A 24,728-nucleotide genomic window follows, 5' to 3' on the forward strand; every position below is an offset into this window, starting at 1 on the left:
GGTCCATGAATGCGGGCTACCGTCCGCGGGCGGTAAGAATAGTGCCATGGCTCTTTTCCAGCGCACCGGCCCGGTTCCCGTATCACCCGCCAGCGAATCCGGCGGCATGTCATCGCGGGCCAAATGGGCCATCGGCGGCGCGATAGGCGGCGGAGCCCTGGCCGGACTCCTTGCCACCGGCTCGTCGGCCCTGGCGGTCTACTTCGCCCGGCGGGTCATCACCCCCTCCCGGCAGCGGACCGCGGACCAGGAGGTGCTGGCCGTGATCCGGGACGGCCAGAAACAGCAGGTGATCCTTGCCGCCACCGACGACACAACCGTGGACGGTGTGTATGGGTTCTTCTTCGACGGCGGCCAGGGGCACGCGCGGATCGGCCGGATCGTGTCTTATTCTCCGTCGGAGCGGACAGTGCTGCGCGACGTGGAAGCCGTGTACGCCGGCGACCTTTCCACTGCACGCTGGGGCTGGTGGAGCGGGGCTGTCTACCCGGACCCTGCCGCCGTCGGGCTTCCAGCGGAGGACGTGGTGATTCCGGTGGACCGCGGCGAGGCGCCGGCGTGGCTGGTGCGTGCCGGTGGCACTGCCCGGACGTGGGCGGTAATGGTGCACGGCCGGGGCGCCAGCCGGCAGGAGGCGCTGCGTGCGGTGGGCCCGGCGCTGGAACTCGGCCTGACCAGCCTGCTGGTCTCCTATCGCAACGACGGGCTCGCGCCCTCGGCCGGTGACGGGCGGTATGGCCTGGGCTCCACGGAATGGCGGGACATTGAATCCGCCATTGAGTACGCGCTGGCCAACGGCGCCGAGGAAATCGTGCTGTTTGGCTGGTCGATGGGAGGTGCCATCTGCCTGCAGACCGCCGACCTGTCCCGGTACCGGCACCTGATCCGTGCCATGGTGCTCGATGCCCCGGTGATCGACTGGGTGAACGTCCTGGCGCACCATGCGCAAATCAACCGGATTCCGTCCCTGGTGGGCCGGTACGGGCAGCTGATGCTCGGGCATCCGCTGGGACGCCGGCTGACCGGGCTCGCCGCGCCCGTGGACCTGAAAGAGATGGATTGGGTGTCCCGTGCCGTGGAACTGCGGACACCCACGCTGATCATCCACAGCGTTGACGACGAATATGTGCCGTACAAGCCGTCCACGCTGCTGGCGGAACGGAATCCGGAGATGGTCACCTTCGAGCCCTTCCACCAGGCCCGCCACACGAAGGAATGGAACGTGGACCCGGAACGCTGGGAGCGGCTCGTGAAAGCGTGGCTGCGGCAGCAGCTTGCGCCACGGCTCAATCCGGGCGCCAGGTAGCCCCCTCCGGCAACTGTTGAGCCGCAGGCGGTCCTAGGCCAGGGAGCTGATGGGTGCCGTGGCGGCGTTGGTTAGGCGGACAAGGTCCGCCGGGGCGAGTTCGATATCCAGGCCCCGCTTACCCCCGGAAACGAGCAGGCTTTCCAGCGTGAGGGCGCTTGAGTCCAGCACAGTGGGGGAGGGCAGCCGCTGGCCAAGCGGGGAGATGCCGCCAAGGACATAACCGGTCCTCCGCTGGGCGGCAGCGGGATCAGCCATTGCCGCCTTCTTCGCCCCCATGGCGGCGGCAAAGGCCTTCAGGTCAAGGCTTCCGCTGACAGGCACGATCCCCACCGCCAGCTTTCCCTCCACCTCGACCATCAGCGTCTTGAACACCCGGGCCGGATCGATGCCCAGGACTTCCGCGGCTTCGGTCCCGTAGCTGGCCACCGAGGGATCGTGGGTATAGGGGTGCAGCACAAAGGGAACCCCGGCCGCGGTCAGTGCCGCTGTGGCCGGGGTTCCCTGGAAAGCGCTCTTGCGTGCCACCGGTACGCGGATCAGGCGCGGACGCCGCCGGCAGCGGCCACCTTGCGCTTGATCCTTCCCAGCATTGCCGTCATGCCGCGCATCCGCAGCGGCGTGATGGCCCTGGTAAGGCCGAGAAGTTCGGGCATGTCGTCGGGCACCGAGAGGATCTCTTGGGGAGACAGCCCGTCAAGCCCCTCATGCAGGACGCCGGCGAAACCGCGCGTGGTGGGAGCCTCGGCCGGGGCCTTGAAGTACAGGCGCACGGCAGGCGCCTGCCCGCCGTCGTTCTTCTCCGTCTCAATGGTGAGGAACAGCGGCGACTGGCACTCCACCACCTGCTCGAGGAGCTCGGGATGGTCGTTCAGCCGCTCCGGAAGCGGCGGCAGTCCCTCGGAGAACTCCAGCAGCAGCTGCAGCCTCTCGGGTTCGCTGAGGGCCTGAAAGTCGTCGACGATGGCCGCCAGGGCGGAGGGCAAGGCTTGAGTAGTCATCAGTCCAAGTTTACGCGGGACGGTGCCCGCGTCAGACTCCTGCCGGGACGGAAACGGAACCGCGCTCGGCGCCCTTGACGATCGGGACGCGGACAGCATTGCCCCACTCGGTCCATGAGCCGTCATAGTTGCGGACGGACTCGAAGCCCAGGAGGTACTTGAGGGCGAACCAGGTGTGGCTGGAGCGCTCGCCGATGCGGCAGTAGGCCACGACGTCGTCGCCCGCGGTGAGGCCGGCCTCGCCCAGGTAGATGGCCTCGAGTTCCTCGCGGCTGCGGTAGGTGCCGTCAGCTGCGGCGGCCCGTGCCCAGGGGACGGAGGCGGCAGTGGGGATGTGGCCGCCGCGCAGGGCGCCTTCCTCCGGGTAGGCGGGCATGTGCGTGCGCTGGCCCGTGTACTCCTCGGGGGAGCGGACGTCGATCAGCGGCCCGGTGCCCAGGTGCGCCAGGACGTCTTCCTTGAACGCGCGGATGGGGGCGTCATCGCGCTCCACCACGGGGTAGTTGCCGGCGGCGGGTGCGGGCTTGTCCTTGGTCAGTTCCCGGCCTTCGGCAATCCACTTGTCCCGGCCGCCGTCGAGCAGCCGGACGTCCTGGTGGCCGAAAAGGGTGAAAACCCACAGGGCATAGGCGGCCCACCAGTTGGACTTGTCGCCGTAGATGACCACTGTTGTGTCCCGGGAAATGCCCTTCGACGCCGCGAGCTTGGCGAAGGCGGCTCCGTCCACGTAGTCGCGCGTCACCTCGTCGTTCAGGTCCGTGTGCCAGTCGATCTTCACGGCACCGGGGATGTGGCCTGTTTCGTACAGGAGCACGTCCTCGTCGGACTCCACGACCACAAGGTCGCCGTTGGCCACGGCACCCTCTGCAAGGGCTGCAGCAAGCCATTCAGTGGAGACCAGGCGCTCGGGGTGGGCGTAGGCGGCGAACTTCTCGTTCTGCTCAACGGGGTAGGGCATTGGTGATGGCCTTTCATTAGAGACACGGGAGGACCGCTGGACCTGGAGTGGCACCGGCGTCGGGACCTGTTCCCACACTAGCCAGCGCCCAGCACGTTGTCCGTATTCCGTTAACAGGACGAAATGTTCGCTTCATCACTGCGGCGCCGGCAGCAGGCCGGGGAACCGGGCGGGGCACCGCATTGCCGGTATCCTTTCTGGGGACCTCCTACCAGCAGAACGGACCACCTTGGTACAGATCGAACAGCTTGCCGCCCGCACCCCGGCAGTTTCGGTGGGTGAACTCCTCCAGGGCTTCTATCCCTCGCCCCGGTTCGGCCAGGTGTCATTCGCCAGCTACCGTCCGGACCCCAAGCAGCCGAGCCAGGCCGCGGCAGTCCGGGCACTCCAGGGTTTCGCCGACGGCGTGGGCCCGGCCAACGGCGGCGGCGGCCTGTTCAAGAAGCTGTTCGGCAAGAAGGACGACTCCCGCGCCGGAATCTACCTGGACGGCGGCTTCGGCGTGGGCAAGACCCACCTGCTGGCCTCGCTGTGGCACGCGTCCCCCGGCCCCAAGGCCTTCGGCACGTTCGTTGAATACACCAACCTGGTGGGCGCCTTGTCCTTCCGGAAAACCGTGGATGCACTCAGCAGCTACAGGCTGGTCTGCATTGACGAGTTCGAACTGGACGATCCGGGCGACACCGTCCTGATGTCCCGGCTGATGCGGGAACTGGCCGACGCCGGCGTCAAACTCGCCGCAACGTCCAATACGCTGCCTGGTTCCCTGGGTGACGGGCGGTTCGCAGCAGTGGACTTCCAGCGTGAGATCCAGGTGTTGGCGGACCAGTTCGACGTCATCCGGATCGACGGCGAGGACTTCCGGCACCGCGGGCTGCCAGCCGCGCCGGCGCCCCTGAAGAACAGCGAACTCTCCTCGCACATGAAGGCGGAGTTCGACGGCAAGACGGTGGCCCAGGACGAATTCTCCACGCTGATCCACCACCTCGCGGGCGTGCACCCCAGCCGTTACCGGCAGCTGATCGACGGCATCGACGGCGTGGTGTGGCGCAACGTGGAAACCATCACCGAGCAGGCCGTGGCCCTGCGGTTCGTGGTCCTCGCCGACCGCCTCTACGACAAGGACGTCCCCATCCTTGCCAGCGGCGTCCCGTTCGACAAGCTCTTCACCGAGGAAATGATGACAGGCGGCTACATGAAGAAGTACTTCCGTGCCGTATCGCGCCTCACCGCGCTGGCCCGCGAGGGCCAGAACCACGAACCCTCCTAGCGGCTAGGCTGCAGCCCGGGGGAGGCGGGGCTTCAGTACGGCCCGGACCAGCAGGCCCGCAGCCAGTGCCCAGAATGCCGAGCCGATGCCCAGGAAAGCCAGCCCGGACGCCGCAGCCAGGAAGGTGACGGACGGGGCAATCCTGTCCTCGGGATCGGCCAGTGCCGCGGAGACTGCGGCGGCCAGGGTCCCCAGCAGCGCCAGTCCGGCCACGGCTTCCAGCATGCCCCCGGGCGCGGCGTTGACCAGGGTTACGAGGGCCGCCGAGAAGGCAGCCAGGACCAGGTAGGCAAGGCCGGAGGTGACACCGGCAACCCACCGCCTGCTCCGGTCGTGGCCGGCCTCTTCACCCGCGGCAAGCGCGGCGCTCAGCGCGGCGAGGTTGATGGCATGGCCACCGAAGGACGCGCCGAGGGCAGTGCCCGCGCCGGTCACCAGCATGGCCGGCCGCCACGGTGTGTCGTATCCGAAGGAGCGCAGGACTGCCACCCCGGGCACATTCTGTGAAGCCATGGTCACCACGAACAGCGGCAGGGCTACGCCCACCATGGCCTGCAGGCTGAACGACGGGGTGGTCCAGACCAGCGTGGGCAGCAAAGTTGTTTGCGGGATGCCTGTCCCGCTGGCCGCCAGCGCAACGGCGATCACTCCGAGGGCAACCAGCAGGGCACCCGGCACTGCCCAGCGCGGCGCGAACCTCATCAGCAGCAGCCAGCAGATGATGACCGGACCCACCAGCAGGGGGACGGTGCCCAGGGCCTTGAACGGTGCAAGGCAAAGCTGCAGGAGCACGCCGGCGAGCATGGCCTGCGCCAGCGACGTCGGGATCCGTGCCATCAGCCGGCCCAGTGCCGGCACCAGGCCGGTCAGGGCTACCAGTACCCCCGTGGCAAGGAACGCGCCGACGGCGGCCGGCCACCCGCCGTCGGCCGCTCCGGATGTGGCAAGCAGCGCCGCCCCGGGCGTGGACCACGCCAGGGTAACCGGCACCTTGGAGCGCCAGGCCAGCAGCACAACGCCGAGGCCCACCGCCAGCGTCAATGCCAGCAGGCCGGACGCTGCCTGGGCGGGGTCGGCGCCCACGGCCTTCAGGCCGGCGAGGACAACGGCGAAGGATGAGGTGAAGCCCACCAGGGCGGTGACCATACCCGCAACGATAGGCCGCGAATCCAGCCTCGATGGAGCGCCGGCCGATTGCAGTTTGAGGGATGCAGGGGACTTCGCCATACCCGCAGGTTACCGGTGCCGGACGGCATGGCAGGAATCGGACAGCCTAAGCCCGATGCGGGATCCGGGCGGAGCGGGTTAAACGCCAAAGGCGCGGGTGCCGCCTCCCGGCGGGACCCGCGCCCCGTTGACGTACTAGGGCAAAGCCCTGGCCAAATCCTTTACGGTGTCCTGTCAGCCGGCGGAACCGGGTTGACGGGAGGGACCGGGGGAACCTGCCCGGCGGCAGGTGCCTGGCCTGGGGTTCCGTTCTTGTCAATGAGCTTGGAAGCGCCATTCTGGACCTTGTCGACGTGGCCCGAGTACTTGCCTCCGGTCTTGGTGTCGACGAAATCACCGGCCTTGCTGATGCCGTTCTTGATGGCCTGCTCGTTGCCACGGATGAGACCCTGAGCTTTGCCCTTTAGATCGCCAATTAGTCCCACGAGCACCTCCCTTCAATCGCGGAGCCAGGTCGCTCCTCGCGCATTCGATCCTAGACCCGCCGGAAAGGCCTGCCAAGGACATCGGGAGCTTTGGCCGTTCGCCGGCAGCGCAATCACGGGGGTGCAAGAGTTCCGGACAACAAAAAAGCAGCTCCGAAGAGCTGCTGCAAAGTGTGGGCGATACTGGGATCGAACCAGTGACCTCTTCCGTGTCAGGGAAGCGCGCTACCGCTGCGCCAATCGCCCGGAACCGGAAGACCGGCGTATGGGTTGTGTAAAAGGTAAGAGAGCGGACGACGAGATTCGAACTCGCGACATCCACCTTGGCAAGGTGGTGCTCTACCAGCTGAGCTACGTCCGCATGTGCGTTCCGGCCGAAACCGGACTGCGTTGTGGCAAGTGACCTTGCCGAGTGGGCGATACTGGGATCGAACCAGTGACCTCTTCCGTGTCAGGGAAGCGCGCTACCGCTGCGCCAATCGCCCATTGCACCGGATGGCATCCGGAAACCATGGTTTTCACCGAGGTGGGTACGGGATTCGAACCCGTGTATACGGCTTTGCAGGCCGCTGCCTCGCCTCTCGGCCAACCCACCGTGTAAGCGCTGATTCCGGGGAACCGTTGCTGTGACAGTGTCCTGCGAGCGGACGACGAGATTCGAACTCGCGACATCCACCTTGGCAAGGTGGTGCTCTACCAGCTGAGCTACGTCCGCATTTTGGAGGGTGATTCGCTGCCGTTCCCGGCATTTCCTCGCGTTCCAACGAGTAAAAACAATATAGGAGGTTCCGGGATTCTCCAAATCGGGGGCGCCGCAGCCGGCGCCGATGTGCCTGCTTCCCTGCAATGGCGCGGAAGTGGCCAAGTTACAGCTGTGTAATTCCCGACGGCGGCGGGCCGGAGTTCTCCTAAAGGGGGACCTGCCTGTGTCTTCTTGAGTGACATTCAGGGAATGTCGATGCCTGGGTGCCGCCGATTTTTGAAATGGCGGAAACGTGGGCTAGCATTCAAATGCATCAGGGCGATTGGCGCAGTGGTAGCGCGCTTCGTTCACACCGAAGAGGTCACTGGTTCGAACCCAGTATCGCCCACCAGAGATTGGTCCGTTTCCGCTCAATGAGCAGGGGAAGCGGACCTTTTTTGTGCCCGGAGCATCGCCCGGAGACTTTGTCGGCCCCCTGTGAAAGAGTCTTTTCCATGACTGATCCGCTTCTTGCCCACGCCACGGAATACGGCCGGATGTACGCCCGGTCCACGTCGGAGCAGTTTTCCGTGCCGTCCATTACCACCGTCATCAGCCAGCAGCCGCATGGCATGGACGGGTGGTTCGGGTACATGGGGGCCAGCAGCCTGGCGAAAGATCCCCTGCTGGCGGACTGCCTGGGAAGCCCAGCCAAGATCAAGCAGGCAATCAACCGGGCGGCCAAGGCGGCCGAAACCTACCGGGATGAGGCAGCCCGGCGCGGAGACCGAGTGCATTACTACTGTGAACAGGTGGCGCTCCGGGCACTCGGCCGCCCCCATGCCATGAAGGAAGCCCGGGAAGCCCTGGCGGCCAACGGTGAAGAAGCGTTCGCTGTCCGGTTCGACGAATGGTGGGAGCTCTTCCGGGTTGAACCAATCGCGCCGGAAATCACTGTATGGAACAACTCCGTGGGGTACGCCGGAACGCTTGACCTTGTTGCCCGCATCAACGGCCGCGTCTGCCTGATCGACTACAAGACCAAGGGCACAACCCGTGACGGCACGGTCAAACCGCTGGATGACAAGGTGGTCATGCAGCTGGTGGCGGGCATGAAGGCGGAGGAAAGCCTGGTGGACCCGGTCGCGGGAACCTGGGAGCCCTGGAAGTACGGTGACAACCCCGTGCTGCTGGCAGTGGCCATCGGCGAAACCGAAGTCCGTCCCGTGCGTGCCAACCCCGAGGTCCTCAAGCACCACTGGTGGAAGTTCTGCGCACTCCGCCGGGTGTGGGAGTTGTCCGCGGACACAATCAGCGCCGGAACGGCGCTGCTTCCCATCGCCCCGCCGCCCCTGGTCCCTGCCCGGACGGCCTGACGCCGGTTACTGCACCTAAACTGTATTGGTCCCCTTTGCCGCAACCGTGAGGAAAAACAGCGCATGGCTATCCTGAATATCCGCATCATCGGCGATCCCGTGCTGCGCACAGTCGCCGAGCCCGTGACGGAATTCGGACCCGAGCTTGCCAAACTTGTCGCCGACATGACCGAGACCATGGAGGACGTGGAGGGCGCAGGCCTCGCCGCACCGCAGGTGGGCGTCAGCCAGCGTGTCTTCACGTACCGCATCGGCGGCGTGGAAGGACATATTGTCAACCCGGTGCTGGAAAACAGCACTGACTACCAGGAGGACGAGGTGGAAGGCTGCCTCTCCATCCCGGGCCTCGGCTTCCCCGTGCGGCGGTTCCGCGCAACCCGCGTGACCGGCGTGGACATTCACGGCAACCCGGTGTCCGTCGACGCCGAAGGGATGCTGGCACGCTGCTTCCAGCACGAAAACGACCACCTGGACGGCATCCTCTACACCGACCGGCTTGAGGGGGAGGACCGGAAGGCGGCCCTGCGCTCCATCCGCAACGCCAATTACGACGCCGTCACGGAACGGACCACGGCCAAGCGCGCCAAGACCGTCGGGTCCAGTTTCGGCGGCTCCAGCTTCGGAACCGGCGCCGCCGGCAGCGCCGGGTGAGGGTCCTTTTCGCGGGCACCCCCGCCGTCGCCGTCCCGTCCCTGAACGCCCTGGTGGAGGCCGGCTTCGACGTCGTCGCCGTGCTGACCCGCCCGGATGCCCCGATCGGGCGTAAACGCGTGCTCACGCCGTCGCCGGTTGCCGCCCGGGCCGCGGAACTGGGCATCGACGTGATCCGGGCGTCCCGCGTCGACGCCGAAGCAACGGCCAGGATCGCGGAAGCCGAACCGGACGTCGCAGCCATCGTCGCGTATGGCGGCCTTGTTCCGCCCGCTGCCCTCGGCATACCCCGGCACGGCTGGGTCAACCTGCATTTTTCCCTGTTACCCGCCTGGCGCGGCGCAGCGCCCGTGCAGCGCGCGGTGATGGCCGGGGACGATATCACCGGGGCTGTGACGTTCCAGCTTGAGGAAGGCCTGGATACCGGGCCTGTCTTCGGCACCCTCACCGAGAGGGTGGGGCCGGAGGACACCGCCGGAGAGCTGCTGGAGCGGCTCTCCCACAGCGGTGCGGTCCTCCTGGCGCAGACCCTTTCGGCCATCCAGGCAGGGAAGGCGTCACCGGTCCCGCAGTCCGGCGACGTTTCCCTGGCACCGAAACTCACGCTCGAGGACGGGCACCTCAACTGGAGCCACCCTGCCCTCGCCATCTCCCGGCAGGCCCGCGGTGTCACCCCGGAACCCGGCGCTTGGACACTCCTGGACGGGCAGCGCGTGAAACTGGAACCCGTCCGGCTTCGGTCCGACGTGGACGGGCTGGCGCCCGGCGCCCTGTCCCTGCACGGCAAGAGTGTCCTGGTGGGCACGGGGTCGCATGCCGTTGAACTGACCCGGATCCAGCCCGCCGGGAAAAAGATGATGTCCGCTGCTGATTGGGCACGCGGCCTGGCTTCACTGGAAGGCGTGGTATTCGAATGAGCGGTTCCGGCGGGAATCAGGGAGGACCCGGAAAAGCGGGCGGCCGCGGCAACGCCGGCGGGCAGGGCGGCAACTCTGGCCAGGGCGGTCCGAGGGGCGGCCGCGGCCAAGGTGGCCCCCGGGACAACAGCCGGCGGAACGCCCAGGGCCGTGAGCGCAACCGCGGACCGCAGCGGAACTTCACTGAAAGCGCTCCGTCTCAGCGCACCCGGCGGGCGGATCCGGCGCGTCTGGTGGCCTTCGAGGTCCTGCGCGCTGTCGCGGCCGAGGATGCCTACGCAAACTTGGTGCTGCCGGCACGGATCCGGCACCACGGGCTGGACAAGCGTGACGCCGGCTTCGCCACGGAGCTCAGTTACGGCGCCCTCCGGGGCCAGGGAACTTACGACGCCATCCTGGCGCGGTGCGTGGACCGGCCGCTGGACCAGCTGGACCCCGCCGTCCTCGACGCCCTGCGCATCGGCACGCACCAGCTGCTCGCCATGCGGGTCCCGGCGCATGCAGCCTTGGACCAGACCGTGGGGCTGGCCAGGGCCGTGATCGGGGCAGGACCATCGGCCTTGATCAATGCCGTCCTCCGCAAAGTCGCGGCCCGGAGCCTGGACGAATGGCTGGACCTCCTGGTGGAGGGCGAAACCGACCAGACCCGGATCGCCGCGCTGCGGCACGCCCACCCTGAATGGATCGTCCGCGCCATGCGCCAGTCCCTTGTGGCGCACGGCCGTCCGGCGGCTGAAATCAACGAGCTCCTGGAAGCGGACAACGCCGCCCCGGTGGTCAACCTCGTGGCCCTGCCCGGGCTGGGAAGCCTGGACGAGGCACTGGAGAGCGGCGCCACCCCCGGCGAACTCGTGGAGGGGTCCGCCCTGTCCAGCGGCGGGGACCTGGGCCGGCTCTCCTCGGTCCGCAACGGCACCACCCGCGTCCAGGACGTGGGCTCGCAGCTCGTGGCCCGGGCCATGGCGGCAGCGGACCTCGGCCCGGGCGGCGCCGGTACCGGCGAGGCGTGGCTGGACCTCTGCGCAGGCCCCGGCGGGAAGGCCGCCCTGCTGGGCGCGCTTGCCCGGGCGCGCGGCGCCACGCTGCTGGCCAACGAGCCGGCCCCGCACCGTGCCAAGCTCGTCAGCCAGGCACTGTCCGCGGTACCGGGGGACACGTGGCAAGTCCGCACCGGCGACGGCCGCGAGGTCGGTGCCGAACAGCCGGAGTCCTACCACCGGGTCCTGGTGGACGTTCCCTGCAGCGGCCTCGGCGCGCTCCGGCGCCGGCCCGAGTCCCGCTGGCGCCGGTCCCCGAAGGACCTGACCGATCTCGCACCCCTGCAGCGTGAACTGCTTGCCTCGGCACTGGCCGCCGTCCGGCCAGGGGGAGTGGTGGCCTACGTGACGTGCTCGCCGCATCCGGCCGAGACCAAGGCCGTGGTGGCCGATGCCCTCCGCAAGCGGGACGACCTTGAGCTCCTCGACGCCGGGGCTGCCCTCGACGCCGTCAGCCTGACCGGAAACCTGGGTGCAGGCCACGAATCCACGGCGCAGCTCTGGCCGCACATCCACAGCACCGACGCCATGTTCCTGGCCCTCATCCGCAAGAAGGCCTGACCGGCGCAGTCGAAGCGTGGCTGCCGCGCAGGCCAGCCCTGCCCGGACCGACCCCTCCACCAGAACCAGTGAAAGGCATCCCCGTGACGCAATGCTGCATCAACCCGAGCATCCTCTCCGCCGACTTCGTCAACCTTGAGGCTGAACTGCAGCGCATCAGCAATGCGGACGCCGTGCACGTGGACGTGATGGACAACCACTTCGTGCCCAACCTGACCATCGGGCTTCCCGTGGTTCAGCGCATCCAGGCCGTGAGCCCGGTGCCGCTGGACGCCCACCTGATGATCGCCGATGCTGACCGCTGGGCTCCCGGTTTCGCCGACGCCGGCCTGGCCTCGGTCACTTTCCACGCCGAGGCGTCCATCGCCCCGGTGAAGCTTGCCCGCGAACTCCGCAGCAGGGGCTCCAAGGCGGGGATGGCCCTGCGGCCCGCCACTCCGGTTGAGCCCTACCTGGACATGCTGCCCGAACTGGACATGCTGCTGATCATGACCGTGGAGCCCGGCTTCGGCGGCCAGGCTTTCCTGGACATCACCCTCTCCAAGATCCGCCGGGCCAGGGCAGCCGTCGACGGCTCGGGAGTGGGCGTGGCCATCCAGGTGGATGGCGGGATCACCGAGGAAACCATTACGCGCGCCGCCGAAGCCGGGGCCAACGTCTTCGTGGCCGGCTCCGCCGTCTACGGTGCCGACGATCCCGCCGCCGCCATCGACAGGTTGCGGGAAGAAGGCGCGCGGACGTTACGCGCGGCGACGGAATAACAGGGCACCCCTCCTGTTGTGGCACAATAACAAAACACATACGTGCTCCGGGGTCGGTGTAAGTCCGAACCGGCGGTGACAGTCCGCGACCCGCGAGCCGGTGCTTCTCCCAGGAGAAGGCCCGGCGGACGGTTGAACCGGCGAAATTCCGGTACCGACAGTTAAAGTCTGGATGAGAGAAGCACGTACAGCTGTATCTGCAGGGCCGTCCGGCCCCGCAGCGTTCTGCTGTCGTATACCCCCGGAGCCATCGCGGTTCGAGAGGGAAGGAACGACGCAGGAATGAACCCCATGCGATGGCTCTTTGATGATGCCGAAACTGCTGCTGCCTCCGCAGCCGCCACCACCACCGGTTTAGCGGTTTCCGCATGACCGTCAGCAACCCGCCGTCCAGCCGGACCATTGCCTCCAGCCGGACCATTGCCTCCAGCCAGGCAGAGGCCGGCCGCATGGCAGGACACCCGGACCTCCGGCCGGCCAGTGGGACCGTCACTGCTTTCAGCCCCGCCGAGACCTCGGCCATGGAGGCTGCGCTCGAAGCAGCCCTGCAGGGACCACGCGGGGCCAACCCGCTGGTGGGCGCCGTCGTCGTTGGTCCTGACGGGATCCCACTGGTCACCGGATACCACCGCGGCGCCGGAACGGCCCACGCCGAAGCCGACGCGATCGCGCAGGCGAAGGAGGCCGGGCTGGACCTGGCCGGCTGTACCATGGTGGTCACCCTGGAGCCCTGCGACCACGTGGGCCGCACCGGCCCCTGCACTGAGGCCATCATCGCCGCCGGCATCACCGACGTGGTGTACGCCGTGGATGATCCGCACGACCCCGCTGCCGGCGGGGCAGCCACGCTGCGCAACGCGGGCGTGCGCGTCCGCAGCGGCCTCGGGGCCGAGGAAGCACTGGACCTGAACCGGCAATGGTTCGAGGCAGTGGCCGCAAAACGCCCCTTCGTGACGCTTCATATCGCGCAGACTCTCGACAGCCGCATCGCCGCCGAGGACGGCACCAGCCAGTGGATCTCCAGCCCCGAATCCCTGGCTGACAACCACGCCATCCGCGGGCGGATTGATGCCATCCTGGTGGGCACCCAGACGGTGCTCGTGGACAACCCGCGGCTGACTGCCCGGGACCGCCAGGGGGTGGCGGCCGCGAAGCAGCCCGTCCGCGCCGTGATGGGGCTCCGGGAGATTCCGGCCGACGCCGCCATCCGCGGGGAGGACGGTCTCGCCGTCCATCTGCCCACCCGGGACGCCGGCGATGCGCTGTCCCTGCTCTACACCTCCGGCGCCCGGCACGTCATGGTGGAAGGCGGCTCCCGCATCCTCAGCGCCTTCCTCACCGCAGGACTCGTCGACGAACTCGTCGTCTACCTGGCGCCCACGCTGCTGGGCTCGGGAACGCCCGCCCTCAACGGCCTGGGCATCACCAGCCTTCCCGATGCCCAGCAGTGGGAATGGGACCCGTCCGACGGCGGCGCCGTGCGCACGCTGGGCCGGGACCTTCGACTTCACCTACGACCGCAACGGTCTGTTGCCCTCGATCCACAACCGTCCCGCCACAGCGCGGAGCAAGCCCAGGGAGGCCACTGATGTTTACCGGAATTATTGCCGAACAAGGGCACGTGCTGTCCGTTGACCGGGATGGCGATACCAGCGCCACCATCCGGCTCCACGCACCCGGCACCACCGAGGGCCTTGCCCTGGGCGGCTCGATCGCAGTCAATGGCGTCTGCCTCACGGCCACCGAAATCGACGACAAGGAGTTCAGCGTGGACGTCATGGGGGAGACCCTGGTCCGCAGCACCACCGGCGAGCTGGCTCCCGGCGACTCCGTTAACCTCGAACGCTGCGTCCCGGCCGGCGGACGGCTGGACGGCCACGTTGTCCAGGGACATGTGGACGGCGTGGGTGTGCTTTTGGAGCGGGAACCGCTTGGCAACTGGGAACGGCTGCGGTTCGGCGTGCCGGCGAACCTCGCCCGCTACATCGCGGAGAAGGGCTCCATTGCCATCGACGGCGTATCCCTCACCGTCACGGCCGTGAGTGATGCCGGGGAAGCGGAGCCGTGGTTCGAAGTGGGCCTCATCCCCACCACCCTCGCCGAGACCGGTCTGGGTGCCAAGCGGACCGGCAGCCGCGTTAACCTGGAAGTGGACGTGCTGGCCAAATACACCGAGCGTCTGCTGGCATTCCGCGATTCCTCGGCACCCGCCGGTGGTGCACTGTGAACGCCGCTGTCCGGCTGAAGCCGGAAACAGGGCAGCCCGAGGCTGTGGCACCGGAAACCGCCCGCGGAGCCGCAGCAGGACAGGAGCATGTCCTGAATTCCATCGAGACCGCCGTCCGTGCCATCGCGGCCGGAAAACCTGTCCTCGTGGTGGACAACGAGGACAGGGAAAACGAAGGCGACATCATCTTCGCGGCCCAGCACGCCACGCCGGCCCTGATGGGCTGGACCATCCGCTACAGCTCCGGCGTTATTTGCGTGCCGCTCTCCGGAGAACGGGCCGACGCCCTGGCACTGCCTCCGATGGTGACGGTCAACGAGGATGCCAAAGGCACCGCCTACACTGTCTCGTGCGACGCCGCCGTTGGCGTCAGCACGGGAATTTCGGCCACCGACCGCGCCCTCACCGCCCGGGTCCTGGCCGACCCGCAGGCCGGACCGTCCTCAGTGACCCGGCCGGGGCATATTTTTCCGCTCCGGGCAGTTGACGGAGGTGTGCGGGAACGCCCCGGCCACACAGAGGCCGCAGTGGACCTGTGCCGCCTTGCAGGCCTGGAGCCCGTGGGCGTCATCGCGGAAGTGGTGTATGACGACGGTGAGATGATGCGCCTGGACGGTCTTCGGACGTTCGCGGCGGAGCATGGCTGCCCACTGATCTCCATCGAAGATCTGGTGGGTTACCTTGCAACCGGGGCGGGGGATGCTCCGGGGCACGGCGTACGGCCTGCACCGGCCGGGGAGAAGGAGGAACGATGACGGCATCTGCAGCCAGCAATGGCAACCACCAGGACGGCCACCACCAGGACAGCCATCACAGCGGGCGGACCGGCAGCGGGGTGGTGCCCCATCCGGTGAGCGGCGGCCCTATCGTGCAGCTGCCCACCGCCTTCGGCGACTTCGTGGCGCAGGCCTGGACAGACATGGTCACCGGTGTTGAACACCTGGCCGTCAGTTCCCCCAACCCGCCCCGTGACGGCAAGGCCCCGCTGGTCAGGCTGCACTCCGAATGCCTCACCGGCGACGTGTTCGGCTCCTACCGCTGCGACTGCGGCGAGCAGCTCGCGTACGCCCTGGAGCTGATCCAGGAACAGGGCGGAACCCTGCTGTACCTCCGCGGCCAGGAGGGCCGCGGCATCGGCCTGGCGAACAAGATCAAAGCCTACGCACTGCAGGAGGCCGGGTTCGACACGGTCGAAGCCAACGAGCAGCTGGGACTGCCCGTGGACGCCCGGTCCTACAACGCCGCCGCCCAGGTCCTCGCCGAAATGGGCCTGCACGAGGTCCGCCTGCTCAGCAACAACCCGGACAAGCAGAACCGGCTCGCCCGGGCAGGCGTGAAGGTGGTGGAAATGGTTCCCACCGAAGTTCCTTCCCGTGACCAGAACATCCGCTACCTGCAGACCAAGAAAGACCGGATGGAGCACCGCCTCCTCCTGGACACCCACGTGGCACCCGTGCCCGTCACCACCCCCGACACCCTCATCCACGAACAAGACTGAACGGAAACAACGTACCTATGAGCGGACACGGCGCCCCCGACATCGACCTCACCACCCTCAGCCCGGCCGAAACCTCCCAGCTGCGGCTGGCCATCGTGGCAGCCAGCTGGCACACCCAGATCATGGACGGACTCCTCGACGGGGCCCTGCGCGCCGCCAAGGACGCCGGCATCAGCGAGCCCACCGTCCTGCGCGTCCCGGGCAGCTTCGAACTTCCCGTTGCCGCCGCCCGGCTGGCGCCGCACTTCGACGCCGTGGTGGCGCTCGGCGTCGTCATCCGCGGCGGCACCCCGCACTTCGACTACGTCTGCCAGGCCGCGACGTCGGGACTCACCGACGTCAGCGTGAACACCGGCGTGCCGGTAGGCTTCGGCGTCCTCACCTGTGACACCGAACAGCAGGGCCTGGACCGCGCCGGCCTGCCGGGCTCCAAGGAAGACAAGGGCCATGAGGCCGTCACCGCGGCGCTGGCCACCGCCGTCGTCCTCAAGCAGTACAAGAGCTAACTGGCCGCATGATGGCGGGCGCGTGTGTGTTCCCTCACATCGCGCCCGTCATGCTACGGCCCGGGAAGCGCCCTCCCGCCCGCAGCAAGTAGGCTGGAGGGCGTGAAGAATTTCGAGACGCTGTTCGCTGAGCTCAGCGACAAGGCAGCCACCCGCCCGGAAGGCTCCCGCACCGTCGCTGAGTTGGAGTCCGGTGTTCACGGCATCGGCAAGAAAGTCGTTGAGGAAGCAGCCGAAGTATGGATGGCTGCCGAATATGAATCCGACGAAGCCGCGGCCGAGGAAATCTCCCAGCTGCTATACCACCTGCAGGTCCTGATGCTCGCCAAAGGCCTGACCCTGGAAGACGTCTACAAGCATCTGTAGCCACCGGCCCGGCGCGCTTCCCGCCGCCGAGCCCGCTGTGGCCTGCACTGCCTGAACACCCAGACCTTCCAATCCAGAAAGACATTTTCCATGCTGCGAGTAGCCGTCCCCAACAAGGGATCCCTGTCCGAAGCCGCCTCCGCCATGCTGTCCGAAGCCGGATACCGCCAGCGCCGCGACACCCGCGAACTGGTCATGGTGGACCCGGACAATGACATCGAATTCTTCTTCCTCCGTCCCCGCGACATCGCGGTCTACGTGGGCCAGGGAACGCTCGACGTCGGCATCACCGGCCGGGACCTGCTGCTGGACGCCGAGGTGGAAGCCGAAGAACTCCTTCCCCTGGGATTTGCTGCGTCCACGTTCCGCTTCGCCGGTCCGGTGGGCGATTTTTCGGCCGCCGAGGAACTCGAGGGCAAGCGCCTGGCCACCAGCTATGACGGACTCCTCCGCGGCTACCTGGCCGAACGCGGCATCAACGCCAAGGTGGTCCGGCTGGACGGCGCCGTGGAATCCTCCGTCCGCCTGGGCGTGGCCGACGCCATCGCCGACGTCGTGGAGACGGGCAACACCCTGAAAGCCGCCGGAATGGAAATCTTCGGCGAACCCATCCTCAAGTCCGAGGCCGTCCTGATCCGCCGCACCGGTGAAGGCGGCGCCGCCAACGGCACCGCCCGGGAAATCGACGTCCTCATCCGCCGCCTCCAGGGCGTCCTGGTGGCGCGGCAGTACGTCCTCATGGATTACGACATCCGCAAGGAACTCGTGGAGAAGGCCGCCGCGCTGACCCCCGGCCTGGAGTCGCCCACCGTGTCCCCGCTGCGGGACTCGGACTGGGTTGCCGTCCGGTCCATGGTGCCCAAGAAGGAAACCAACCGGATCATGGATGAGCTGTACGACCTTGGCGCCCGTGCCATCCTGGTCAGCAGCATCCACGCCTGCCGCATCTGAGCCCTTTAACCCCAGCGCAGCAGGACCACCAAAGATTTCCAGGAGTTTCCCATGGCAGTAGCAGTACGCGTCATTCCCTGCCTTGACGTGGACGCCGGGCGCGTCGTCAAAGGTGTCAACTTCGAGGGCCTCCGCGACGCCGGCGACCCCGTGGAGCTGGCGCACCGTTACGACAATGCCGGTGCCGACGAACTGACGTTCCTTGACGTCACCGCCTCATCCGGCAACCGCGAAACCACCTTCGACGTGGTGCGCCGCACCGCCGAGGAAGTGTTCATCCCGCTGTGCGTGGGCGGCGGCGTCCGCGGCGTGGCTGAAGTGGACAAGCTGCTGCGCTACGGCGCGGACAAGGCTGCCATCAACACCGCGGCCGTGGCCCGGCCGGACGTGATCGATGAAATCACCCGGCACTTCGGCTCCCAGGTCCTCGTCCTGTCGGTGGACGCCCGGCGCACCCGCCCGGGGTCAGAGCCCACGCCGTCGGGCTTCGAAGTGACCACCCACGGCGGCCGCACCGGCACGGGCATCGATGCCATTGAATGGGCCAAGGAAGCAGCCGACCGTGGCGTGGGGGAGATCCTGCTCAACTCCATCGACGCCGACGGCACCAAGGACGGTTTCGACCTGGAGATGATCCGCGCTGTCCGCGCCGCCGTGAAGGTTCCGCTGATCGCTTCTGGCGGGGCAGGTGAGCCGGCACATTTCCCGCCGGCAGTTGCCGCGGGCGCCGATGCCGTACTGGCTGCCTCGATCTTCCACTGGGGCCCGAACGACATGATGCACCAGGTCAAGGACGCCATCAGGGCGGCCGGCTTCGAAGTCCGCTGACCGGCAGCTGCCGGTTACAGCCCCACTTCGGCTGACTGGAGAAGCGCGACGGCGTCCGGCTGGCCCTCGAATGTAACCAGGGCGTGGCGCGTGCGGCCGTGGGCGTGCATCAGCAGTTCCCCCGGGTCACCGACGATGGCCACGGAAACCGGAGCACGCCTGGCGACGTGCCGGGGGCCTGACGGGCGCACCAGGACGATACCGAGGTCCACGCCGCGGTAAAGGATGGCGGCACGCTTGACCAGTTCATGCCAAAGGGCGTCCGAGTAGGCCTCGTCCAGGGCCCTGGGGGCCCAGCGGTCAACGGCGCGGCGGACATCCTCCGTGTGCACGAAGTATTCGATGAGGTTGGAGCTTTCGTCCAGGGCCTTGATGTTCATCGGCGAGAATGCCGGCGGGCCCGCGCGGAACGTGTTCACCAGTCCGGCGTAGTCCTCGGGAGCGGTCAGCTTGGCAGCGAGCTTTGCCGTGGCCTGGTCCGAGGCTTTGGCCAGGCGCTTGATGATCAGGCCCAGCCCCACGGCAGCTTTCCGCTCACGCAGGTAAAGGTGCGCGGCGAGATCCCTGGTGCGCCAGCCCCTGCATAGCGTGGGCGCATCAGGACCGGCCGCAAGCAGGGTCTCGGCCAGGACTTCTCGGGACGGTTCGACGAAATGCATCACTTGGAAAACTAGCACGACAGCCGCGAAGTTGGGCACCTTCCGGGGCGCTGCTGGCGTGCCGTTGTTCACATCCGGAACGGCTCCACCGAAGGCACTAGACTTGACCTGATGTCTGAGCAGCCCGCCCCCGTCCAAGCCTCCGGTTCCGCCGTGCCCGAAAGCCCCGCCGCCGCTGAAACAGGCCCGCTCCCCGCGGAGCTGGCAGCCGCCCTGAAGCGGGACAGCGCAGGCCTGGTGGCCGCCGTTGTGCAGCAGTACGACACCAACGAGGTCCTGATGCTCGGCTGGATGGACGACGAAGCCCTCCACCGCACCATGACCACGGGCCGTGTCACCTTCTACTCGCGCTCCCGCCAGGAATACTGGCGCAAGGGGGACACGTCCGGGCACGTCCAGTGGGTGAAGTCCGTCGCCATGGATTGCGACGGCGACGCACTGCTGGTGCGCGTGGACCAGGTGGGTGCCGCCTGCCACACCGGCACCCGCACCTGCTTCGACGGCAGGGAACTGAACGTCACCACGGCCCAGGCGGTCTGAACCGCACCGGCGGCCCTACCGGCGCCCGCAAGACAGCGGCAGCCACGGCCCGATGCAGGAAAATTTAGGCGTCCGGCGCTGCCGGCCCTCACGAGAACAGGCGGAAACCATAGCCATGCAGGACCTTGGAACCATCAGCCCGAGCCTGGAGGAGTTCCGGGAACTCGCCGGCCACAGCCGCGTTATCCCCGTCCGGCTGAAGGTGCTTGCCGACGCCGAGACCCCCATCGGCCTGTACCGCAAGCTGGCCCAGGGCCAGCCCGGGACATTCCTCATGGAGTCAGCGGCAGTGGGCGGCGCCTGGTCCCGCTATTCGTTCATCGGCGCAAGGTCTCGGGCCACGCTGACCACCAAGGACGGCAACGCGCACTGGCTGGGCGAGCCCCCGGCCGGAGTGCCGGTGGACGGCAGCCCGGTGGACGCCATCCGCGACACCATCGAAGCCCTGCGCACTGACCGCTTCGAGGGGCTCCCGCCGTTCACCTCCGGCCTGGTAGGGTTCCTGGGCTGGGAAACCGTCCGGCACTGGGAGCGGCTGGTCAGCCCTCCCGAGGATGACCTGCACCTGCCCGAAATGGCCTTGAACCTGGTCACCGACATGGCGGTCCACGACAACGTGGACGGCACAGTGCTGCTGATCGCCAACGCCATCAATTTCGACAACAGCTCCGAACGCGTTGACGAGGCCTGGCATGACGCCGTGGCCCGGGTCAAGGCCCTCCTGGCAAAGGTCAGCAGCCCCGTGGCGCAGCCCGTGTCGGTCCTGGCTCCGGCAGCCCTGGACTTTGCCTCCAGCGTCCAGGAGCGCTGGGACGAGAACGAATACCTGGCCGCCCTGGACCGGGGCAAGGAAGCAATCGTCGACGGCGAGGTCTTCCAGGTGGTCATCTCCCGCCGGTTCGAGATGGAGTGCAAGGCCTCCGCGCTGGACGTTTACCGGGTGCTGCGCAACACCAACCCCAGCCCCTACATGTACATCTTCAGCCTGGCGGACGCCGACGGCCGGGAGTACTCCATCGTGGGCTCGTCACCCGAGGCCCTGGTCACCGTCACGGGCGGGGAGGTCATCACGCACCCCATCGCCGGCTCGCGTCCCCGCGGGAAGACCGTGGAGGCGGACAAGGCCCTTGCCGAGGAACTGCTGGCCGACCAGAAGGAACGCGCCGAGCACCTGATGCTCGTTGACCTGTCCCGGAACGACCTCTCCAAGGTTTGCGTTGCCGGAACGGTGGACGTCACGCAGTTCATGGAGGTGGAGCGCTTCAGCCACATCATGCACCTGGTGTCCACGGTGGTGGGCCAGCTGTCGCCACAGGCCAAGGCCTACGACGTCCTCAAGGCGACTTTCCCTGCCGGCACGCTGTCCGGTGCCCCGAAACCCCGGGCGCTGCGCCTGCTCGATGAACTGGAACCCCATCGCCGCGGCATCTACGGCGGCGTGGTGGGCTACCTCGATTTCGCTGGTGACATGGACATGGCCATCGCCATCCGGTCGGCGCTGCTCCGCGACGGCCGTGCCTACGTCCAGGCCGGCGGCGGCATTGTGGCCGACTCGGTGAACCCCACCGAGGCGCTCGAAACCGTGAACAAGGCCGCGGCACCGCTTCGTGCAGTCCACACGGCCGGCTCCCTGCAGAACATTTCCGTGGAGTCACTTCCCGGCGGGACCGACGTCTGATGCCCCAGCAGGGAACGGCGTCCGGGCAGGCCGGCAGCGAAAAGAGGGCTGCCCCCGCCTGGGCACGGAAGTCAACGCTGGTGCTGCTCATCGCGGTCCTGGCGCTGGCGGTTTTCGGCACTACCACCCAGACCTGGATGTCCGTCACCCTGGATCCCAACGAGGTGGGCCAGGCAGGTGCCGGGCAGGAACCGCTCACGGTCCAGGGCAGTGATGCCGCCACCACAGTGACGGCGCTGGCCTTGGTGGCGCTGGCCGGGGGACTGGCAGCAGCGATCGCGGGCAGGATCGCCCGGTGGGTCATCACCGCCATCATCGTCCTTGCCGCGGCAGGCATCATCGCCGCGGCTGCTACCGTACTCGCGGACCCCCTTGCGGCAGCACAGGGCTCCATCGCAGCCGCAACAGGCGTGAGTGGCAGCCAGGCGCAGGTGGACGTGACCGCCTTCCCCACCCTCGCCGTCGCCGCCGGCTGCCTGCTGGCACTGGCCGCCCTGCTCATCATTCCTGCAGGCCGGCACTGGAAGACGCGGAGCAAATATGACGCGCCGGGGGCGGCGGGCAGCGCCCCTGCGGCGGGGCCGGTGGACGAGATCGACAGCTGGGACCGGCTCTCCCGCGGAGACGATCCCACCTGACCCGGCCGAGCCCCGCACCCGGTGACGGGACGGGCAGCCGCCGATAAACGGTCACGGCCCAAAAAATGGCAGAATGTAAGCAGTATTCATCCTGAGGAGATTTTCCATGAGCAAAGCACCTGCGTCCGTTTCCAAGTCCGGCACCCGCACGGTAGCCCCCGGCGCCATCGACCACAGCCAGGAACTCGGCCACGGCAACAGCCCGGCAGCCTGGACCTGTGTCATCACCATGCTGGTGGGCGCGCTCATCGCATCGATCGCGTTCGTCATCGCCAGCACCCCCATCTTCATCGCCGGGGCCGGCGTGATGGTGGTCGGCCTCATCCTCGGTTACGTCATGCGCAAGGCAGGCTACGGAGTCGAAGGCAGCAAGCTGAAGAACTCCGGCCACTGATGGCAACTGTTCTCGACGACATCAATGCCGGTGTCCGGGAGGACATGGAGGCCAGGAAGCGCCTCGTTTCGCTGGCTGAACTAAAGGACCTGGCCCAATCCGTTGCGCCTGCCCGGGATGCCTGGGCCGCCCTGGGCGGTCCGTCACGGGACCGCAAAGAGCTCAAGGTCATTGCGGAAATCAAACGGCGCAGCCCCTCCAAGGGCGACCTCGCCAGCATCGGCGATCCCGCGTCCCTCGCCCGGCAGTATGCCGACGGCGGGGCTTCCGTCATCAGCGTCCTCACCGAGCAGCGCCGCTTCAACGGGTCCCTGGCGGACCTCGATGCCGTCCGTGCCGCCGTCGACGTCCCCCTGCTGCGCAAGGACTTCACGCTGGACGAGTACCAGATCTGGGAAGCCCGCGCCCACGGCGCGGACCTCGTCCTGCTTATTGTCGCGGCACTTTCCGACGCCCAGCTCAACGACTTCAGCGCCCTCAGCGCCGAGCTAGGCATGAACGTGCTGGTGGAAACGCACACCGAAGAGGAAATCGACCGCGCCGCCGCGGCCAACGCCCGCATCATCGGCGTCAACGTCCGGAACCTGAAGACCCTCGACGTCGACCGTTCCCTGTTCGCATCGCTGGCCGGACGCATTCCGTCCGGGGCGCTGGTAGTGGCGGAATCGGGCGTCCGGGACGCCGACGACGTCACGCACTACGCTGCCAGCGGCGCCAACGCGGTGCTGGTGGGGGAGGCGCTGGTAAGCCACTCCACCCCACGGGAGCGGATCGCGGAGTTCACGGCCGCTGGCGCGGCCGCCATCGCCGCCCGCGGCTGACCTGCTGCGCTGTCCTCCTCGCGGCTGCACGGCCGTGGACGAACGGCAGCGATGCCCGGCACTCATCCCGGCCCCGGCCGGACCAAACTTTTGACCGATCAACTTCGAACAGGACGGGACTGATGGCCGACGCACCCTCAGGAAACGCTGACAACAAGGCCGCGGACGCATTCCTGGCGGGCGGCTCCCTCCGGCACGCCCCGGGGCCGTACTTTGGCAGCTACGGCGGACGCTGGATGCCCGAGTCCCTGATCGCAGCCCTGGACGAACTCGAGGAGACCTTCGACAAGGCGAAGAACGATCCAGAATTCCGGGCCCAGATCGCGGACCTGAACAAGAACTACTCGGGCCGCCCCTCGCTGCTGACCGAAGCCAAGCGGTTCTCCGAACACGCCGGGGGCGTGCGGGTGTTCCTCAAGCGCGAGGACCTCAACCACACCGGATCGCACAAGATCAATAACGTGCTGGGCCAGGCCCTGCTCGCCAAGCGCATGGGCAAGACCCGCGTCATCGCCGAAACCGGCGCCGGCCAGCACGGCGTGGCCAGCGCAACGGCCGCCGCCCTGATGGGGCTGGAGTGCGTGGTCTACATGGGCGCCGAGGACTGCCGCCGCCAGGCGCTGAACGTGGCCCGGATGGAACTGCTGGGGGCCACCGTCATTCCCGTCACCAGCGGCTCACAGACCCTCAAGGACGCCATCAACGAGGCCCTGCGCGACTGGGTGGCGAACGTGCACAACACCCACTACCTGCTGGGCACCGCTGCCGGGGCCCACCCGTTCCCCGCCATGGTCCGCTACTTTCACGAGGTCATCGGCGAAGAGGCGCGCGCGCAGATCCTGGAGCAGGAAGGGCGCCTCCCGGACGCCGTGTGTGCCTGCATCGGCGGCGGATCCAACGCCATCGGCATTTTCCACGGTTTCCTCGATGACCCCTCGGTCAGGATCTACGGCTTCGAAGCCGGCGGCGACGGCGTGGACACCGGACGCCATGCCGCCACCATCACGCTGGGCAAGCCCGGCGTCCTCCATGGCGCCCGCTCCTACCTCATGCAGGACGACGACGGCCAGACCATCGAGTCGCACTCCATCTCCGCGGGCCTCGACTACCCGGGTGTGGGGCCGGAGCACTCCTACCTCGCCGACATCGGGCGGGTGAACTACGAGCCCATCACGGACGGCGAGGCCATGGAGGCCTTCCGGCTCCTCTGCCGCACGGAGGGCATTATCCCGGCCATCGAGTCCTCGCACGCCCTGGCCGGGGCCATCAAGGTGGGCCAGCGCCTCGCCGCGGAGGACGCCGCTGCCGCGCGGGACAAGATCGTGATCGTGAACCTGTCCGGCCGTGGCGACAAGGATGTGGCCACCGCCGCCGAGTGGTTCAACCTGTTGGACAAGGATTCCGCGGAATCGGAAATCGGCAAAGAGGGAGAGCAGTTGTGAGCAGCGCG

27 protein-coding genes, 6 tRNA genes and 1 riboswitch are annotated in these 24,728 nt (G+C 67.7%); of the genes, 22 read left to right on the forward strand and 11 right to left on the reverse strand.

The features are described 5' to 3' along the window. The first annotated feature begins 46 nt into the window (after positions 1-46). Positions 47-1,306 (forward strand): alpha/beta hydrolase family protein, encoded by a 1,260-nt coding sequence (locus tag AC5RT3_RS05705; RefSeq protein ID WP_494123701.1) that lies wholly within the window; start codon positions 47-49, stop codon positions 1,304-1,306. 33 nt (positions 1,307-1,339) lie between these two features. On the opposite strand, the gene ybaK is transcribed toward AC5RT3_RS05705, so the two are convergent. The 3 genes from ybaK to AC5RT3_RS05720 are packed head-to-tail and all read right to left on the reverse strand — an operon-like array spanning position 1,340 to position 3,265. Beyond that, positions 1,340-1,834 (reverse strand): Cys-tRNA(Pro) deacylase, encoded by a 495-nt coding sequence (ybaK, locus tag AC5RT3_RS05710; protein WP_494123702.1) that lies wholly within the window; start codon positions 1,832-1,834, stop codon positions 1,340-1,342. Positions 1,835-1,845: 11 nt separating this feature from the next. Then, complete coding sequence (locus AC5RT3_RS05715) at positions 1,846-2,307, reverse strand: SufE family protein (RefSeq protein ID WP_494011049.1); 462 nt, start codon at positions 2,305-2,307, stop codon at positions 1,846-1,848. A gap of 31 nt (positions 2,308-2,338) precedes the next feature. Then, entirely contained in the window at positions 2,339-3,265 is a 927-nt protein-coding gene (locus AC5RT3_RS05720) for a sulfurtransferase (protein WP_494123703.1), read from the reverse strand. Between the two features lie 229 nt (positions 3,266-3,494). On the opposite strand from AC5RT3_RS05720, the gene zapE reads away from it, so the two are divergent. Then, complete coding sequence (gene zapE / locus AC5RT3_RS05725; RefSeq protein WP_494123704.1) at positions 3,495-4,535, forward strand: cell division protein ZapE; 1,041 nt, start codon at positions 3,495-3,497, stop codon at positions 4,533-4,535. A 3-nt stretch (positions 4,536-4,538) separates the two neighbouring features. Here the strand turns inward: zapE and AC5RT3_RS05730 are convergent, their stop codons facing one another. From AC5RT3_RS05730 to AC5RT3_RS05760, 7 genes are all read right to left on the reverse strand, one after another. Further along, entirely contained in the window at positions 4,539-5,762 is a 1,224-nt protein-coding gene (locus AC5RT3_RS05730) for a benzoate/H(+) symporter BenE family transporter (protein WP_494123705.1), read from the reverse strand. 161 nt (positions 5,763-5,923) lie between these two features. Further along, a complete protein-coding gene (locus AC5RT3_RS05735; protein ID WP_494123706.1) occupies positions 5,924-6,187 on the reverse strand; it encodes an antitoxin in 264 nt (87 codons plus the stop codon). Positions 6,188-6,361: 174 nt separating this feature from the next. Then, positions 6,362-6,433 (reverse strand) — tRNA-Val (locus tag AC5RT3_RS05740). A 42-nt stretch (positions 6,434-6,475) separates the two neighbouring features. After that, positions 6,476-6,548, reverse strand: a tRNA-Gly gene (locus tag AC5RT3_RS05745). A gap of 52 nt (positions 6,549-6,600) precedes the next feature. Then, a tRNA-Val gene (locus AC5RT3_RS05750) sits at positions 6,601-6,672 on the reverse strand. A 39-nt stretch (positions 6,673-6,711) separates the two neighbouring features. Further along, positions 6,712-6,782: transfer RNA gene (locus AC5RT3_RS05755), tRNA-Cys, on the reverse strand. Between the two features lie 47 nt (positions 6,783-6,829). Then, positions 6,830-6,902 (reverse strand) — tRNA-Gly (locus AC5RT3_RS05760). Between the two features lie 304 nt (positions 6,903-7,206). On the opposite strand from AC5RT3_RS05760, the gene AC5RT3_RS05765 reads away from it, so the two are divergent. The 14 genes from AC5RT3_RS05765 to hisF all read left to right on the forward strand — a co-directional run bounded on the left by AC5RT3_RS05765 (position 7,207) and on the right by hisF (position 18,548). Further along, positions 7,207-7,281, forward strand: a tRNA-Val gene (locus AC5RT3_RS05765). 103 nt (positions 7,282-7,384) lie between these two features. Then, positions 7,385-8,245, forward strand: a complete 861-nt coding sequence (locus AC5RT3_RS05770; protein WP_009357996.1) for a hypothetical protein — start codon at positions 7,385-7,387, stop codon at positions 8,243-8,245. A gap of 63 nt (positions 8,246-8,308) precedes the next feature. After that, positions 8,309-8,896, forward strand: coding sequence for a peptide deformylase (gene def, locus AC5RT3_RS05775; RefSeq protein ID WP_494123707.1), 588 nt, complete (start codon positions 8,309-8,311; stop codon positions 8,894-8,896). Continuing rightward, positions 8,893-9,813 (forward strand): methionyl-tRNA formyltransferase, encoded by a 921-nt coding sequence (gene fmt, locus AC5RT3_RS05780; protein ID WP_494123708.1) that lies wholly within the window; start codon positions 8,893-8,895, stop codon positions 9,811-9,813. Before def ends, fmt begins: the two co-directional genes overlap by 4 nt. Next, a complete protein-coding gene (locus AC5RT3_RS05785) occupies positions 9,810-11,411 on the forward strand; it encodes an RsmB/NOP family class I SAM-dependent RNA methyltransferase (protein ID WP_494123709.1) in 1,602 nt (533 codons plus the stop codon). Before fmt ends, AC5RT3_RS05785 begins: the two co-directional genes overlap by 4 nt. A gap of 83 nt (positions 11,412-11,494) precedes the next feature. After that, positions 11,495-12,172, forward strand: a complete 678-nt coding sequence (rpe, locus tag AC5RT3_RS05790; protein ID WP_494123710.1) for a ribulose-phosphate 3-epimerase — start codon at positions 11,495-11,497, stop codon at positions 12,170-12,172. A gap of 38 nt (positions 12,173-12,210) precedes the next feature. Then, positions 12,211-12,361: riboswitch (FMN riboswitch) on the forward strand. A 260-nt stretch (positions 12,362-12,621) separates the two neighbouring features. Beyond that, positions 12,622-13,761 (forward strand): bifunctional diaminohydroxyphosphoribosylaminopyrimidine deaminase/5-amino-6-(5-phosphoribosylamino)uracil reductase RibD, encoded by a 1,140-nt coding sequence (ribD, locus tag AC5RT3_RS05795; protein WP_494123795.1) that lies wholly within the window; start codon positions 12,622-12,624, stop codon positions 13,759-13,761. Further along, positions 13,761-14,399, forward strand: a complete 639-nt coding sequence (locus tag AC5RT3_RS05800; protein ID WP_494123711.1) for a riboflavin synthase — start codon at positions 13,761-13,763, stop codon at positions 14,397-14,399. Before ribD ends, AC5RT3_RS05800 begins: the two co-directional genes overlap by 1 nt. Continuing rightward, positions 14,396-15,154 (forward strand): 3,4-dihydroxy-2-butanone-4-phosphate synthase, encoded by a 759-nt coding sequence (ribB, locus tag AC5RT3_RS05805; protein WP_494052946.1) that lies wholly within the window; start codon positions 14,396-14,398, stop codon positions 15,152-15,154. Before AC5RT3_RS05800 ends, ribB begins: the two co-directional genes overlap by 4 nt. Further along, positions 15,151-15,897, forward strand: coding sequence for a GTP cyclohydrolase II (ribA, locus tag AC5RT3_RS05810; RefSeq protein WP_494123712.1), 747 nt, complete (start codon positions 15,151-15,153; stop codon positions 15,895-15,897). The genes ribB and ribA overlap by 4 nt, the downstream gene beginning before the upstream one ends. Positions 15,898-15,914: 17 nt before the next feature. Next, positions 15,915-16,403: a 6,7-dimethyl-8-ribityllumazine synthase gene (ribH, locus tag AC5RT3_RS05815; protein ID WP_494123713.1), complete on the forward strand. Its 489-nt coding sequence runs from the start codon at positions 15,915-15,917 to the stop codon at positions 16,401-16,403. A 102-nt stretch (positions 16,404-16,505) separates the two neighbouring features. After that, the gene (locus AC5RT3_RS05820; protein ID WP_494123714.1) at positions 16,506-16,769 is read left to right on the forward strand and encodes a phosphoribosyl-ATP diphosphatase; all 264 of its coding nucleotides are present in this window, start codon (positions 16,506-16,508) and stop codon (positions 16,767-16,769) included. Positions 16,770-16,859: 90 nt separating this feature from the next. Continuing rightward, positions 16,860-17,720 carry an ATP phosphoribosyltransferase gene (hisG, locus tag AC5RT3_RS05825; RefSeq protein WP_133350834.1) on the forward strand — a complete coding sequence of 287 codons (861 nt, stop codon included), beginning with the start codon at positions 16,860-16,862 and terminating at the stop codon, positions 17,718-17,720. 51 nt (positions 17,721-17,771) lie between these two features. Beyond that, positions 17,772-18,548 carry an imidazole glycerol phosphate synthase subunit HisF gene (gene hisF / locus AC5RT3_RS05830; RefSeq protein WP_494052949.1) on the forward strand — a complete coding sequence of 259 codons (777 nt, stop codon included), beginning with the start codon at positions 17,772-17,774 and terminating at the stop codon, positions 18,546-18,548. A gap of 14 nt (positions 18,549-18,562) precedes the next feature. Here hisF and AC5RT3_RS05835 read toward each other — a convergent pair whose 3' ends face one another. After that, positions 18,563-19,207, reverse strand: coding sequence for a TIGR03085 family metal-binding protein (locus tag AC5RT3_RS05835; RefSeq protein WP_494052950.1), 645 nt, complete (start codon positions 19,205-19,207; stop codon positions 18,563-18,565). A 111-nt stretch (positions 19,208-19,318) separates the two neighbouring features. Here AC5RT3_RS05835 and hisI point away from each other — a divergent pair, with 111 nt between their 5' ends. From hisI to trpB, 6 genes are all read left to right on the forward strand, one after another. Further along, a complete protein-coding gene (hisI, locus tag AC5RT3_RS05840) occupies positions 19,319-19,747 on the forward strand; it encodes a phosphoribosyl-AMP cyclohydrolase (protein WP_494123715.1) in 429 nt (142 codons plus the stop codon). Positions 19,748-19,862: 115 nt separating this feature from the next. Then, on the forward strand, positions 19,863-21,425 hold the full coding sequence (locus AC5RT3_RS05845) for an anthranilate synthase component I (protein WP_494123716.1): 1,563 nt from the start codon (positions 19,863-19,865) through the stop codon (positions 21,423-21,425). Then, positions 21,425-22,063, forward strand: a complete 639-nt coding sequence (locus AC5RT3_RS05850) for a Trp biosynthesis-associated membrane protein (protein ID WP_494123717.1) — start codon at positions 21,425-21,427, stop codon at positions 22,061-22,063. The genes AC5RT3_RS05845 and AC5RT3_RS05850 overlap by 1 nt, the downstream gene beginning before the upstream one ends. Before the next feature lie 106 nt (positions 22,064-22,169). Then, complete coding sequence (locus AC5RT3_RS05855) at positions 22,170-22,457, forward strand: HGxxPAAW family protein (protein ID WP_494011069.1); 288 nt, start codon at positions 22,170-22,172, stop codon at positions 22,455-22,457. Further along, positions 22,457-23,278, forward strand: a complete 822-nt coding sequence (trpC, locus tag AC5RT3_RS05860) for an indole-3-glycerol phosphate synthase TrpC (RefSeq protein ID WP_494011070.1) — start codon at positions 22,457-22,459, stop codon at positions 23,276-23,278. Before AC5RT3_RS05855 ends, trpC begins: the two co-directional genes overlap by 1 nt. A gap of 122 nt (positions 23,279-23,400) precedes the next feature. Next, on the forward strand, positions 23,401-24,720 hold the full coding sequence (gene trpB, locus AC5RT3_RS05865; RefSeq protein WP_494123718.1) for a tryptophan synthase subunit beta: 1,320 nt from the start codon (positions 23,401-23,403) through the stop codon (positions 24,718-24,720). Positions 24,721-24,728: the final 8 nt, after the last annotated feature.

This window comes from Arthrobacter sp. Y3221159 (genome assembly GCF_059089885.1).